We start from the raw sequence: 14310 nt of genomic DNA on the forward strand, positions 1-14310 counted from the left end.
TTTCTTGAATTGGGTTAGAATCTTGTTTTTTGTCGGTTGCCGATACGACATACGTCGCTTCGGCGATATGAAATTATTGTAACTGAATCACGGAAACTCGCATGAAGCGCTATATGTGTCTGATTTGTGGCTTTATTTATGATGAAGCCGAAGGCCGTCCTGAAGATGGCATCGCCGCCGGCACCAAATGGGAAGACATCCCGATGAACTGGACTTGCCCGGACTGCGGCGCCCGCAAGGAAGATTTCGAAATGGTTCAGCTGTAACAGCAGCCATGCGTACCATTTCCACCATGAAACCACTTCTGCTGGCGTTGACCGTGGCGCTTGGACTCACGGCCTGCCAAAGCGTTCGAACCACCAATAGCGGTGCTGTCGGGGTCGATCGCAAGCAGTCGATGTTCATTGGTATCAGCGAACAGCAGGCCAATCAGCTGGCCGCCCAGCAATATGCCGAGGATTTGTCCAAGGCGCGCAGCAAGGGCCAGCTCAATGCCGATCAGCGCAATCTGGAGCGCCTGCGCGCCATCGCCGCACGGTTGATTCCGCAGACGGCGGTATTCCGTGCCGATGCCCCGTCGTGGAAATGGGAAGTCAATCTGCAAAGCTCGGACCAGCTCAATGCCTATTGCGCGCCGGGCGGCAAGATCATGTTCTACAGCGGCCTGATCACCAAGCTCAAACTGACCGACGACGAGATCGCGGCCGTCATGGGCCACGAGATGGCGCATGCCCTGCGTGAGCATGGACGCGAAGCCATGTCGCGTGCCTATGCGCAGAGTACCGTGCTGTCGATCGCAGCGGCCACAGGCAAGGTCGGCAACGATGCGCTGCAGCTCGCCGAGCTGGCGGGCAACTATGCCTGGCAGTTGCCGAACAGTCGCCAGAACGAAACCGAGGCCGACCGGATCGGGCTAGAACTGGCTGCTCGCGCGGGCTATGACCCGAACGCCGCGATTTCGGTCTGGCACAAGATGGATCGGGCCAGTGAATCGGGTGAGCCGCCGCAATGGATGTCGACCCACCCCTCGCATGGCTCGCGGGTACGCGACCTCGAAGACAAGATGCCGCTGGTTATGCCGCTCTATCAGGAAGCGCGCGGCAGGAAATAAATGACCTATCTCTACCTCAAGGCATTCCACATCATCTTTGTCGTGAGTTGGTTTGCCGGCCTGTTTTACCTGCCACGGCTGTTCGTCAATCACGCGATGGCCGAGGATGAGGCAAGCCAGGCGCGGCTTGCGTTGATGGAACGCAAGCTGTTCCGTTTCATGACGCCGCTCGCCGTGCTCGCTCTGGGTTTCGGCAGCTGGCTGTGGCTTGGCTACGGCGTGAGCGGCGGCTGGCTGCATGCAAAGCTGACGCTGGTCGCCGTGCTGATCGCCTACCATCTCTACTGTGGCAAGCTGCTGCGCGATTTCGCAGCAGGCCGCAATGTACGCAGCCATCGTTGGTATCGCGTTTTCAACGAAATACCGGTTCTCATCTTGTTTGCCGTCGTCATCCTGGTTGTCGTGAAACCGTTTTGATGGCCGTTTCTTAGGAATTTTCCATGTCCTCCAATAACGAACAACTGTTTGAACGCGCCCGCCAGCACATCCCAGGTGGCGTCAATTCGCCGGTACGCGCTTTCGGTTCGGTCGGCGGTACGCCGCGCTTCTTCCGCGAGGCAAAGGGCGCGTATCTGTGGGATGCGGATGGCAAGCGCTATATCGATTATGTCGGCTCGTGGGGGCCGGCCATCGTCGGTCACGCGCATCCGCAGGTGATCGAGGCCGTCAAGCAGGCGGCCGATCATGGCCTGTCCTTTGGCGCGCCGACCGAGGGCGAAATCGAGATCGCCGATCTGTTGTGCAGCCTGTTGCCGAGCATGGACAAGGTACGCCTGGTCAGCTCGGGCACCGAGGCCACGATGAGCGCGATCCGCCTTGCGCGCGGCTTTACCGGTCGCGACAAGATCATCAAGTTCGAAGGCTGCTACCACGGCCACGCTGATTCCTTGCTGGTGAAGGCGGGATCAGGCTTGCTGACCTTCGGCAACCCAAGCTCCGCGGGCGTGCCAGCGGCGGTGGCGGCCGATACCGTGGTGCTTGGCTACAACGACGTCAACCAGCTCGAAGACACCTTTGCGGCGATTGGCTCGCAGATTGCCGCGGTGATACTCGAGCCGGTTGCCGGCAATATGAATCTGGTCAAGCCGAGCCAGGCATTCCTGCAGGGCTTGCGCAGCCTGTGCGACAAGCACGGCACCGTGCTGATCTTCGATGAGGTGATGACGGGCTTCCGCGTTGGCCCGCAGTGTGCGCAGGGCCTGTTCGGCATTCGCCCCGACCTGACCACGCTAGGCAAGGTCGTCGGCGGCGGCATGCCGCTCGCGGCATTCGGTGGCCGCGCCGACATCATGGACAAGATCGCGCCGCTGGGACCGGTCTATCAGGCCGGCACGTTGTCGGGCAACCCGGTCGCGGTCGCGGCGGGCCTCGCGACGCTCAAGCTGATTTCGGCGCCTGGCTTCTACGAGGCCCTGTCGGCTTCGACGCAGGCGCTGTGTACCGGCTTGGCCAAGGCGGCGGCCAAGGCAGGCGTCGAATTCAGCGCACAAAGCGTGGGCGGCATGTTCGGCCTGTATTTTTTGCAGGCTTGCCCGGCCAGCTATGCCGACGTGATGCAGGGTAACCGTGAGCGCTTCAACCGGTTCTTCCATGCCATGCTGGAAGAAGGTGTTTACCTGGCGCCGTCCGCATTCGAGGCGGGTTTCGTGTCGGCGGCTCATACGCAGGACGATATCGATGCCACCGTCGCCGCCGCAGGCCGGGTGTTTGCGGGCCTCTAAGGCATCGCGGTAGGGAAAACGGCAACCTGAAGCTGCCGTTTTTATATGCAATTACGAATCGATTCAAGTTTGAGCGCAGGTCGCCGATAATTATTGCAATGCAGCAATTATTATCGTGACATGAAGACCGATCGCATTACCCAATTCAATCGTCGCCTGGTGTCCGTACCGACTCGAGAAACCAGTGCAGTGGCCGATCTTGAGGGCGTTTCCGAACGTCAGGCGAATCAGGAAATATCCTGGGTGCCACGGGCCGGGCGACGTCTGCTGTTCATCGAGCGTCGTGGCGGAAATGATCGCCGGCAACACGAGGACAGGCGCAGCCAGCATATGGCTGGACCATTCGACACCCGTGCCAGCAGCGGCAGGCGCAAGCACAACCGGCGCGCGAGCGACTGCCAGGAGTCGATTTCGGTCAAAGTCTGAGCCCTTTTCGAGTCGCACCGATGTTTGAACGCAGCCCGGCCATGGCCGGGCTGCGTCGTTCGTTTATGGAGAAAGCAATCATGAATCCACAGCTGACAGAGATTCGCGTCCGCGGCTACCACCTCGACGTCTACGGCCACGTCAACAATGCCCGCTACCTGGAATTCCTCGAAGAGGCACGCTGGCATTTCTTCGAGACCAGTGGTGCATTGCAGCGCTTCATGGATAGCGGGCTGGCTTTCGTCGTGGTCAATATCAACATCAGCTACCGCCGGCCGGCCCTGCTCAACGAGAGCCTGGTGCTGCACACCTCGGTGAAGACGATCAACCGGCGCAGCGGCGTGTTGCACCAGGTAATCCATCTGAAGGATACCGAAATCGTCGTGGCCGACGCCGATGTCACCTTCTGCCTGTACGACCCCAAGCAGGACAGGTCGATCGCCATCGAGGGCGAGGTATTGCAGCTGCTGGAACAGATGGCCGCGTTGTAATGCAACCCGTATATATGGCGGACTGTTTGCTATTGCTGGACCAGACTCAATTAAAAGATTTTTTTACCGAGAGGGGTGCAGTCGACTATAGTTCGCTTGAATATTAGCAAAGGTTAATTTTCAGATGAACACACCAGCCTCACAAAGCTTCCAGCGGTCGATGCTCGGCCAGGTCCTGATCAAGAAGGGCCTGGTAACCGAAGATCAACTGAACCGAGCGATCGCGCAACAGCAACGCAGTGGCCAGAAGCTCGGTGAAATTCTGACCGAATGGAACCTCGTCACCAAGCGCCAGATCCAGGGTGCCTTGCGGCGCCAACGCAATCTGCGTGTTGCCGCCACGCTGGCGACGGCCCTGCTGGGCCCGTTGCAGGCGTTTGCAGTGTCGCCGGTGCCGGCAAGCCAGATTTCGGCACAAACCTCGTCGCGTGAATCCGGGCTGAAGGCATTGAGCGAAGAGGAAATGGGCGATATCTCGGCGCAGGGCTTCGCCGAAGACCGTTTGCGCCAGCTCACCGGTAAAGCCGGCAGCGGCGATGGTGTCGAGACCATGAAGGAGCTCGCGCAGCTGATGAACCCGCTGCTGCAGTTCATCGATGCGGAAACTTCGATGAAGGACGTGACCTATGACGTCGATGGTGCCCGTGCCGCCATCAACGCCGATGGTTCCGTCACCTTGAAACTGCCGAGTTCCATCGGCGAGCTGAGTTTCAACAATATCCGCGTCAAGGGCTCCGAGGGGGCGAGTATGGGCAGCCTGACGATGAAGGGCATCGATCTGCGCGGCAGCTCGATGACTATCCTGCCGAACAAGCGCTGAGCGCGTCAGTAACAACAAAAAAGCGAACCATCTGGTTCGCTTTTTTCATGGGCGCTTGCTACTCAACGCAGGCGATAAACGAGGCAGGTGTCGACGAGTAGCTCGTTGCCATCGAGGCGTTCGAACTGGTTGCCGGCAAATACGCGCTCGAAGTCGTAATACTGGTTGCCGGTCTTGAGCCAGGCGTAGATCGGGCGGCCCTGGTAGCTGCCGAGCGCGATCTCGGCCTTGTCGTCGAAAGTATCGAGCGACAGGCTGTGGGGTGTGGCGGCAACGGGGGCCGCGGGCTCCACCGGCGGCACGAAAGGCGGCGAGATCAGTTGCAGGTAGGAGCGGAAAGCCCAGAGCGGCAGGCGTACCCGCAGTACTTTCTTGTCGGACGTAATGACGCAGGACACCGGGAAGCTGCGGCGGCAGGCCGGGCATTCCGCCTCGGCTGCCAGTGCGATCTGGCCTTTCATTGCACTGGCGACGCCCATCATGTGATCGGCGCTGACCACGTGGCCGCAGTGCGGGCATTTCTTGGAGAACTTCGAGATGCGGTCACCGTTGCCTACGGGCATCGGGAGAAAGTGGCTGATCCGGTCGGTTTTACGCATGAATGACGGCGGGAAAAAATTCGCTGGGGATGATAACCCAAAGCGACAGTCTGCGGAACGATTCGCTGATTTGAAAGCGTTTTTTCGCGCCGCAGCCCGCCGATGCGCACTTATTCGACAACTTCCAGCACACCGTGCATGCCCTGCTCCTTGTGGCTCTTCAACACCCAGAACTGGTTGGCGCAGAAGAACTCATAACTGCCGACCTTGGTCGGTGTGAAGCGTACCAGCGTCACGTCGTTTTCGAGCTGCTGCTTGACGTGCAGATCGCCCTCGGGGGCATCGATGGTGAAATCGTGTTTGGCGATGCCTGGCGCGAGCTGGATCATCAGCTCGACCGGCTTGCCGACCTGCACCTTGATATGGTTCGGCTTGAAATAATAGTTGCCGGCCTCGACCAGCTGGCGCTGCACATTGTCGATGCCGGGTGTGGCGGTGACGGCAACACCGTCGTCTGCGTGGGCGGATGCTGCGGCAAGCAGCGCCAATGCGGCCAGGCTGTGTTTCATTTGATTTCTCCCGTTGTGATTGTGCGCTGACTATAGCAGCCGACATGACGTCGGGGTAGGAAAGCGCCGCCAAAAAAACGGCCCGGACGAACCGGGCCAAGTCGGAAGGTAAACGGAAATTGTCGGTCAGCCGCTGTTGCGCAGGCCGGCAGCGATGCCGTTGATGGTGAGATGGACTGCATGCTGCACGTCTTCGCCGCCTTCACCGGCGCGATAGCGGCGCAGCAGCTCGACTTGCAGGTGATTGAGCGGATCGAGGTAGGGCAGCCGGTTCTTCAGGCTGCGGGCGAGCGGCCGGTTGGATTCGAGCAACTCATCGCTGCCGGTGATCAGCTTGACCATCTCGATCGTGCGCTCCCACTCGGCACGCAGCTGGCCGAAGACACGGCCGGCCAGCGCCTGATCCTCGACCAGCCCGGCGTAGCGCGAGGCGATGCCGATGTCGGTCTTGGCCAGCACCATTTCCAGGTTGGACAGTACGGTCTGCAGGAAGGGCCAGCGTTGCACCATCGCCTGCAGCGTCGCGAGGCCTGTGTCGCCTTCACGGTCGAGATAGTGTTTGACCGCACTGCCGAAGCCATACCAGCCAGGCAGCATCAGCCGGCATTGCGACCAGCTGAACACCCACGGGATTGCACGCAGGTCGGCGATACCGCCGTTGGCACGGCGTTTGGCTGGGCGGCTGCCGATGTTGAGGCTGGCGATCTCGTTGATGACCGTGGCCTGCTGAAAATAGGTGATGAATTCCGGGTTGCCGTAGACCAGCTCACGGTAGTACTCAAAAGCCGATTGCGACAGCGTCTCCATCAGCGCGTAGTACTCGGTCGAGGCCTGGCCCAGGTCGTCGTGGTCGATGAAGCTGCCTTCGAGTGTGGCGGCGAGCAGGGTTTCGAGGTTGCGGCGGCCGATCTCCGGGTTGGTGTATTTCGAGGCGATGACCTCGCCCTGCTCGGTGATGCGCAGCTGACCGGCCACCGAGCCATAGGGCTGGGCGATGATGGCCTCGTAGCTGGGGCCGCCGCCGCGGCCGACAGAGCCGCCGCGGCCATGGAACAGGCGCAGGCGCACGTTGGCGTCGCGGAACACTTTAACCAGCGTGACTTCGGCCTTGTACAGCTCCCAGTTCGAGGTCAGGTAGCCGCCATCCTTGTTGCTGTCGGAATAGCCGAGCATGACCTCCTGCACCTGCTTGCGGCTGGCCAGCCACTGCTGCCACTGCGGCAGCTTGAACAGGTCGCGCATGACGTCGCCGCATACGCGCAGGTCGGCGATGGTTTCGAACAACGGAATGATGTTCAGCGCGAGCTGGCCGTCGCTGCCGAGCAGGCCGACTTCCTTCAGCAGCAGTGCCACTTCCAGCATGTCGCTGATGCTCTCGCAGTTGGAGATGATGTAGTTCTGGATCGCCTGGGCGCCGTAGTCGCGATGGATCTGCGCAGCCATGTCGACGATGGCGAGCTCCTTCGCGGTGTCGGCGCTGTATTCGATGAACGGCGAACGTAGCGGGCGCGGTGAGGCAATCTCGCGTAGTAGCGCGGCCTGGCGCCCCGCCTCGTCGAGTTGCGCGTAGTCTTCGAGGCCGGCACGGGCGAACAGCTCGATCACCGTGCGCTCGTGGATGGCCGAGTTCTGGCGCATGTCGAGCGGCGCCAGGTGGAAGCCGAACACGTCGACGGCGCGGCGCAGGCGGCGTAGACGACCATCGGCGATCAGCCTGGCGCCGTGGCTCGCGAGCGAGTCGTAGACGAGCTGCAGATCCGCCGCCAGCTCGGCCACGCTGGCATAGGGCTTGGCGTCGCTCTGCACCGGCGGCGTGGTGAGGAAGTAGCACAGCCGCGCCGAGGTTGCATGGAGGCGGCTTTCGATGCCGATCAGCGCCAGCCGGTAGGGCTCTTCGGCACGGCTGACGGCGTGTTCGGGCGAATGCTCGGCAAGTTCCCGCAGCTCGTCGGTGAGGCTGACCAGCCGCGACGATTGCGACAGTTCGTTGGTCAGCTTGCGTACCTGTTCGAGGTAGAAGCCGATCGCGATGGCGGAATGGCGGCGCATCGCGTGGTGCATCATGGCCGCATCGACGAAAGGGTTGCCGTCGCGGTCGCCGCCAATCCAGCTGCCGATGCGGAAGAACGACGGCAACTCGAACGGTTTGCCATCGTTGAAGTCGCGCGCCAGCCAATCTTCGAGATCGTTGTACAGGCGCGGCAGCTGGCGCAGGAAGGTGTAGCGGTAGTAGGTCAGGCCGTTCTCGATCTCGTCCTTGACGGTGAGCTTGAACGAGCGGATTTCCGACGATTGCCACAGGCTCAGGATGATGCGCTTGAGCGCCTTCTCGCTGTCGATCATCTCATCGGGCGTGAAATCGGCCCGGTCGCGGCGCGTGAGCAGCGTGGCGATGGCACGGTGGCAATCGAGAATGGTCTTGCGCTGGACTTCTGTCGGATGGGCCGTCAGCACCGGCGACAACAGCGCGTAGCTGAACAGCTGCTGGAGCTGCTCGGGTGTGACCGCGTGCTCTTTCAGCCGGCGCAGCGCGGCGGCCACCGAGCCCGGCTGCGGTGCGGCCCCGGCGCGCTGGTAGGCACGGCGGCGGCGGCTGTGGTGCAGGTCTTCGGCGATGTTGAACAGGTGAGAGAAATAGCTGAACGCGCGCACCAGGGCCACGGTGTTCTCGTGGCTCAGGTTGTTGAGTGTGGCTTCGAGTGCCTCGCGTGCGCTGCTGTCGGCCTCGTGCACGAAACGCACGGCGGTCTGGCGGATCGTCTCGACGCGGTCGAAGGTATCGTCGCCTTCCTGCTCCTTGAGCACCTCGCCGAGCAGGCGCCCGAGCAGGCGCAAGTCCTCGCGTAGCGGTTCTTCCTTTTCCAGTTGTGTATCCTGCACTACCTGTTGCACCGGGTGCTCCCTCGCTGATTGGTTGGCCCGCCAGCAGGCTGGCTGCCAGGCTTGCATGTCATGGTTGTTGCGGAAATCTGCAATGTCGTTGTTTTACTACAGAGTGTAGGCGTGTCGAGCAAGTGCTTGTATTCGTAAAACCCCTAGCCCTAGCAGGTTTTACGCGCGGCGATCGGCTCGGGGCTGATATGGATCATAGTGCGCAATGCGCGTGCCAAGTAGGCTTGGCGGCCCATGTTAGAATTCCGCCATAGACAAGAATCGAGCCCGCCATGATCCAGACTGCCCTCCCCTCCCGCCTCGTCATCGCCTCGCGCGAAAGCCTGCTTGCCATGTGGCAGGCCGAGCACATCCAGGCGCGGCTCAGGGCGCTGTACCCGGGACTCGAGGTCGACATCCTCGGCATGACCACGCAGGGTGACCGCATCCTCGACGTCACACTCAACAAGATCGGTGGCAAGGGTCTGTTCGTGAAGGAACTCGAAGTGGCGCTCGAAGAAGGCCGCGCCGACATCGCCGTGCATTCGATGAAGGATGTGCCGATGAACCTGCCCGAGGGCTTCACGCTGGCCGTGATCGGCGAGCGCGAAGACCCGCGCGACGCATTCGTCTCCAACCGGTATGCGAACCTGGCCGAACTCCCAGCCGGCAGCGTGGTGGGTACGTCGAGCCTGCGCCGTGAATGCCAGATCCGCGTGCGTTATCCCCATCTGACCATTCAGCCGCTGCGCGGCAATGTGCAGACGCGGCTGCGCAAGCTCGACGAAGGCCAGTACGACGCGATCATTCTCGCCGCGGCCGGCCTGCGCCGGCTCGGCCTGACCGATCGCATCACGGCGCTGATCGACAGCGTCGACAGCCTGCCCGCCGTGGGCCAGGGGGCGCTCGGCATCGAGTGCCGTGCCGACCGTGCCGACCTGATCGCGCTGCTCGCGCCGCTCAACCATGCCGGGACAGCCGCCTGCGTGCGTGCCGAGCGCGCGATGAGCCGCCTGCTCGGCGGTAGCTGCCAGGTGCCGCTCGGCGGCTTTGCCGAAGTGCAGCAGGGCCAATTGTCGTTGCGCGGCTTCGTGGCGATGCCCGACGGCAGCCGTATGCTGCGTGCCGAATCGACGGGCCCGCTCGATCGGCCCGAAGCGCTCGGCGAGCAGATCGGCCACGACCTGCTGGCGCAGGGTGCGGGCGAGATCATGCAGGCGCTTGCCGGTTGACCGCACCCTTGCTCCGCGCCTCCCCTGCCATCGTCGTCACCCGGCCGGCGGGGCAGGCACCACGCCTGATCGAGGCGATCCAGGCCGCAGGCGGCACGGCGCTGGCCTTGCCCCTGCTCGACATTGCCGAACCTGTCGATGCGGCGCCGTTTCGGGCCGCGCTGGCACGGCTGGCTGAGTTCGACTACGCGGTGCTGGTCAGCCCGTCGGCAATCGAGCGGGTATTGCCTCGCGTGATCGAAGCCGGCGGCTGGCCCGACGGCGTGACGCCTGTCGTCGTCGGCGAAGGCAGTGCCAACACCCTGGCAGCCTACGCCACGCCCGCGCCGCTGAAGCCGGCCGAGCGCTTCGACAGCGAGGGCGTGCTGGCGCTGGACCCGCTGCAGCAGCTGGACGGCAAACGCATCGTGATCTTCCGCGGCGACGGTGGACGCGAGCTGATGGCGGATACGTTTCGAGCGCGCGGCGCCGAGGTCGAGGTGGTCGAGGCCTACCGGCGGCTGAAGCCCAGCCATGACCTGGCCCCGCTGCTGGCGACCGAGCCCTTGCCGGTATTCACGACCACCAGCTCCGACGCACTCAGGCACCTTATGGGGCTGGCTGGAGAAAGCCTGCGCGAGCGGCTACAATCCGCAGTGCTATTCGTTTCCCATCAACGTATTGCGGCGCTCGCCAGTGACTTGGGATTTTCCCGCATCGTCGTCACAACAAACGGCGATGAAGGTATGCTGCAAAGCCTTTGCGATTGGTTCAAGCACTCAATGGATGACAAGATGGATGCCCCGCTAGCCAGCGACAACGCGCCCCAGCCCGCGGCGGAGCCGACGAGCCCCGCTCCCCAGGCGAATGTGGCGGCGCCCCGGCGTGGCGGCATGAATCTCGGCGTCGTGGTCGGTGGCGTGGCTATCGTCCTGGTGGCGGCACACTGGCTCTCCACCACCCAGCAGATCACCAGGCTGCAGCTCGAGGCCGGCAGCTTCAATAAGGAAAGCCGCCAGCTGGCCGAGAAGAATGTCGAGCTGACACGCCAGCTGCAGTCGCGCTTCTCCGTATTCGAAAGCAAATTGTCCGAGTCGCAGAACCAGCAGGTCGCGCTCGAAGCGATGTACCAGGAGTTGTCGCGCAGCCGTGACGAAGCCTCGCTCGCCGACATCGAGCAGGCACTGATGCTCGCCAGCCAGCATTTGCAGCTTGCCGGCAATGTGCGCCTGTCGTTGATCTCGCTGCAGAACATCGACCAGCGCCTGCAAGGCCTGAACCAGCCGCAGTGGCTGGCGGTGCGCCGCGCGATCGCACTCGATATCGAGAAGCTGAAGAAATTCCCGTTTGTCGACACGGTCGGCATCGCCGTCAAGCTCGATGGGCTGGTCAGCGCCGTCGATGCCCTGCCGCTCGTGGTCGAACAGCCGCAGCCCAGGCCCAGGCTGGTCGCCAGCCCCGATGGGGGCGACAGCAATGTCGTGTCGCGGTTATGGGGCGAGCTGTGGGGTGAGATCAAGGGCCTGGTGCGGGTGCGCCGCCTCGACAAGCAGGAGCCGTTGCTGCTGTCGCCCGAGCAGGCCTTCTTTCTGCGCGAGAACCTGAAACTGCGGCTGCTCGACGCGCGCATGGCTAATCTGCAGCGCGACGGCACGACCTTCCGCGCCGACCTGCAGCTTGCGCAACGTTATGTCGAGCGCTATTTCGACGCCGCCTCGCCGCTGGTCAAGGGCTTCAAGGACAGCATGACGCAGCTAGGCGCAGTCGAGATCGGCAACGAGCCGCCCAGCCTGGAGGCGAGCCTCGCCGCTGTGCGCGATGCCAAGCTGCGGCCCGAGAGGAGCGGCAAGTGAAACTGCTCCTGTGGCTGATCGCCGTGTTCACGGCGGCCGTTGCCGTCACCATGCTGGCCGGGGTCAACGACGGCTATGCGCTGTTCGTGGTGCCGCCGTACCGGCTAGATACCTCGCTCAATGCGCTGATCATCCTCATCGTGGTGGTCTTCGTCATCGTCTACGGCCTGTTCCGCCTGACCTTCAACGCGCTCGATCTGCCCAGGCAGGTCAAGGCCTATCACCGTCGCCGTGCCCAGGAGCAGGCGCGCATGGCCTTGTTCGATGCGCTTGAGGCGTATTTCGAGGGGCGCTACAACCGCGCCGAGCGCGAAGCCGGGCGCGTGCTGGAGCTCGAGGAAGATGGCCGCGGCAAGGCGCTGGCGGCATTGCTGGCAGCGCGCTCGGCCCATGTCGTGCGCGATTTCGACAAGCGCGACAACTACCTGTCGCAGGCCGGCGTCGCCGATGAGCATGCACGGCTTGCCCGCTACATGACCCAGGCTGAGCTGCTGTCCGACCAGCGCGACCATGTCGCCGCGCTCGAAGCGCTCGAAGAGGCCAAGCTGCTGGCACCCAAGCTGACCAGCGCGCTGCGCCTCGAACTCAAGATCCGCCAGCAGCGTGGCGAGCCGGAGGCCGTGCTGCGCCTGCTCGACACCTTGCAGAAGAGCGAGGCCATCGATGCACCGGCTGCCCAGCGCATCCGCCTCGCCGCCAATGTCGAGCGGCTCAAGAGCGAGCCGATGTCGGCCAAGGCCCTGCGCGAGTGGTGGCACAAGCTCGGCAAGGAAGAACGCCTGCAGCCGCGCCTTGCGGCACTGGCAGCCCGGCGCATGCTGCTGCTCGACAACTGCGAGATGGCCGCCGAGGTCATCGTCAACGCGCTCGACGAGAACTGGGATGGCGAGCTGGTCGAGCTGTTCGGCACCATGGCATGCAGCGGCGGCGCCTGTGGCGACAAGCTGCTCAAGCACACGCAGCTGGCCGAATCGTGGCTGCCCAAGCATGCGAAGGATGCGGCGCTGCTGCTGACGCTGGGCCGCCTGTGCCAGGCGCAGTCGCTGTGGGGCAAGGCCCGCAGCTATTTCGAGGCCAGCCTCGCGGTGGCGCCGAGCCTGGTTGCCCATATCGAGCTCGCCCAACTGCTCGAACAGCTCGACCAGCACGACGAGGCAGCGCGGCATTTCAAGCAGAGCGTCGATCTGGCGCTGGCGGAGCGCGACTAGCCGATTACCGCCGCGTAGCACCAATACAAAGGCCGCCTGGAGCGGCCTTTTTCACGCCCGGCCGCGCCAGCGGCTGTTTCACGTGAAACCAGAATTTCATGACGCGTTGCAGCATAGTTGATTATCATCAAGCCATACCGAGCGAGCGTTAGAGAGAATGATCCCTACACCCGTAGCTTCGAGGATATCGATGCGTGCCACGTGTCTTACCCTGCTTGCCTTGATCGCCCTGCCATCCGTCCAGGCCGAAACGCTGGACCAGGCATGGGCCGAGGCGCTGGCCAGCAGTCAGGTGCTCAAATCGTCGGCGCAGCAGCAGCGTGCCGCTGCGGCAACCCTATCGGCGGCCCAGGGCGCGCGCTGGCCGAGCCTTTCGGTCGAGAGCGCCTACACGCGGCTGAATGAGGCGCCGGCCGTGTCGGCCAGCCTGCCTTTGCCGGCACCGCTGCCGCATGAGCTGACACTGCCGATCAGCGACGAACGCTTTCACACGCGGGCGGCGACGGTGACCTTGCCCTTGTTCACCAGCGGCCGCATCCACTATGGCATCGAAGCCGCCCGCGCCGGTGTGGCGATGTCGGATGCCGAGTCGCAGCGTACAGCCCAGGACGTCAAGCTGGCAGTGACCGAGGCCTATTTCAATGTGCTGCGCGCGCGCCAGCTGCGTGAGGTGGCGCGGCACCTGGTCGACGGCATGCAGCGCCATCGCCACGATGTCGAGCAGTTCTACCGGCAGGGCCTGGTCGCCAAGGCCGACCTGCTGACCATCGACGTCGCGCTGGCCGACGCCAGGCAGAAACAGATCCAGGCCGACAACGCGGTCGACCTCAGCGCAGCGGCCTACAACCGCTCGCTGCAACGCCCGCTGGGTCAGACGGTGGCGCTCGACGACACGCAGCTCGCCGCCGACGCGCGTTCGCTGGACGAGCTGACCGCGCTCGCGCAACGCACTCGGCCCGAGCTGGCGCAACTGGAGCAGGCGCGCTCGGCGCTCAGCGCCCAGGCCAGGATGACGCGCGGCGAGGATGGCCCGCAGGTGGCGCTGATCGGCGGCTACCAGCATCTCGAAAACCCCTATCTGAAGCAGGACAGCTTCCGCTCGCTGAGCATCGGCGTGAAGTGGAATGTGTTCGATGGCGGCGTGGTACGCCACCGTGCCGCCGCGCTCGACGCCAAGGCCGAGGCACTGCAGGCGCAGCAGGACGACGCGCGCTCGTGGATCGCGCTCGACGTGCGCCAGGCTTACAACAACCAGCGCGAGGCGCAGGCGCGGCTCGAACTGGCCACCAGCACGGTGGCGCAGGCTGAGGAAGCGCTCCGCGTCGCCCGCGACCGTTACGCCAACAGCCTCGCGCCGCAGAGCGAGGTGCTCGACGCCGAAACGCGCGAGGCCAACGCGCAGAGCAATTACCACAATGCACGCTACGACCTGCAGCTCGCGGTCGTGCGCATCCGCCGCGCCGTCGGCGAATTGTGATGCCTCCTACCCC

Annotated in this window: 14 protein-coding genes; 11 read left to right on the top strand and 3 right to left on the bottom strand. The window is 63.4% G+C overall.

The annotated features are described in order from the left end of the window. Nucleotides 1-101 precede the first annotated feature (101 nt). The 7 genes from ABWL39_RS10700 (at nt 102) to ABWL39_RS10730 (ending at nt 4569) form a co-directional block, all read left to right on the top strand. The gene (locus tag ABWL39_RS10700) at nt 102-266 is read left to right on the top strand and encodes a rubredoxin (RefSeq protein WP_367790322.1); all 165 of its coding nucleotides are present in this window, start codon (nt 102-104) and stop codon (nt 264-266) included. Nucleotides 267-292: 26 nt separating this feature from the next. Continuing rightward, complete coding sequence (locus ABWL39_RS10705; RefSeq protein ID WP_367790325.1) at nt 293-1111, top strand: M48 family metallopeptidase; 819 nt, start codon at nt 293-295, stop codon at nt 1109-1111. Further along, nucleotides 1112-1528 carry a protoporphyrinogen oxidase HemJ gene (gene hemJ / locus ABWL39_RS10710; RefSeq protein WP_367790328.1) on the top strand — a complete coding sequence of 139 codons (417 nt, stop codon included), beginning with the start codon at nt 1112-1114 and terminating at the stop codon, nt 1526-1528. It abuts the gene before it with no gap. A 23-nt stretch (nt 1529-1551) separates the two neighbouring features. Next, a complete protein-coding gene (hemL, locus tag ABWL39_RS10715) occupies nt 1552-2832 on the top strand; it encodes a glutamate-1-semialdehyde 2,1-aminomutase (protein WP_367790330.1) in 1281 nt (426 codons plus the stop codon). 120 nt (nt 2833-2952) lie between these two features. Beyond that, nucleotides 2953-3258, top strand: a complete 306-nt coding sequence (locus tag ABWL39_RS10720) for a hypothetical protein (RefSeq protein WP_367790333.1) — start codon at nt 2953-2955, stop codon at nt 3256-3258. 80 nt (nt 3259-3338) lie between these two features. Further along, nucleotides 3339-3749, top strand: a complete 411-nt coding sequence (locus tag ABWL39_RS10725) for an acyl-CoA thioesterase (protein ID WP_367790336.1) — start codon at nt 3339-3341, stop codon at nt 3747-3749. A 124-nt stretch (nt 3750-3873) separates the two neighbouring features. After that, nucleotides 3874-4569 (top strand): hypothetical protein, encoded by a 696-nt coding sequence (locus tag ABWL39_RS10730; protein ID WP_367790339.1) that lies wholly within the window; start codon nt 3874-3876, stop codon nt 4567-4569. Between the two features lie 62 nt (nt 4570-4631). Here the strand turns inward: ABWL39_RS10730 and ABWL39_RS10735 are convergent, their stop codons facing one another. The 3 genes from ABWL39_RS10735 to ppc all read right to left on the bottom strand — a co-directional run bounded on the left by ABWL39_RS10735 (nt 4632) and on the right by ppc (nt 8569). Then, entirely contained in the window at nt 4632-5168 is a 537-nt protein-coding gene (locus tag ABWL39_RS10735) for a hypothetical protein (RefSeq protein ID WP_367790341.1), read from the bottom strand. 110 nt (nt 5169-5278) lie between these two features. Further along, entirely contained in the window at nt 5279-5677 is a 399-nt protein-coding gene (locus ABWL39_RS10740) for a cupredoxin domain-containing protein (protein ID WP_367790344.1), read from the bottom strand. A gap of 126 nt (nt 5678-5803) precedes the next feature. After that, the gene (ppc, locus tag ABWL39_RS10745; protein WP_367790347.1) at nt 5804-8569 is read right to left on the bottom strand and encodes a phosphoenolpyruvate carboxylase; all 2766 of its coding nucleotides are present in this window, start codon (nt 8567-8569) and stop codon (nt 5804-5806) included. Nucleotides 8570-8841: 272 nt separating this feature from the next. On the opposite strand from ppc, the gene hemC reads away from it, so the two are divergent. The 4 genes from hemC (at nt 8842) to ABWL39_RS10765 (ending at nt 14297) form a co-directional block, all read left to right on the top strand. Continuing rightward, nucleotides 8842-9780 (top strand): hydroxymethylbilane synthase, encoded by a 939-nt coding sequence (gene hemC / locus ABWL39_RS10750; protein ID WP_367790350.1) that lies wholly within the window; start codon nt 8842-8844, stop codon nt 9778-9780. Between the two features lie 8 nt (nt 9781-9788). Beyond that, nucleotides 9789-11612 carry a fused uroporphyrinogen-III synthase HemD/membrane protein HemX gene (gene hemDX, locus ABWL39_RS10755; protein WP_367790353.1) on the top strand — a complete coding sequence of 608 codons (1824 nt, stop codon included), beginning with the start codon at nt 9789-9791 and terminating at the stop codon, nt 11610-11612. After that, nucleotides 11609-12820, top strand: coding sequence for a heme biosynthesis HemY N-terminal domain-containing protein (locus ABWL39_RS10760; RefSeq protein ID WP_367790356.1), 1212 nt, complete (start codon nt 11609-11611; stop codon nt 12818-12820). The genes hemDX and ABWL39_RS10760 overlap by 4 nt, the downstream gene beginning before the upstream one ends. A gap of 190 nt (nt 12821-13010) precedes the next feature. Then, on the top strand, nt 13011-14297 hold the full coding sequence (locus ABWL39_RS10765) for a TolC family protein (RefSeq protein WP_367790359.1): 1287 nt from the start codon (nt 13011-13013) through the stop codon (nt 14295-14297). Nucleotides 14298-14310 lie beyond the last annotated feature (13 nt).

The organism is Chitinivorax sp. PXF-14 (assembly GCF_040812015.1).
Taxonomy (GTDB): domain Bacteria; phylum Pseudomonadota; class Gammaproteobacteria; order Burkholderiales; family SCOH01; genus JBFNXJ01.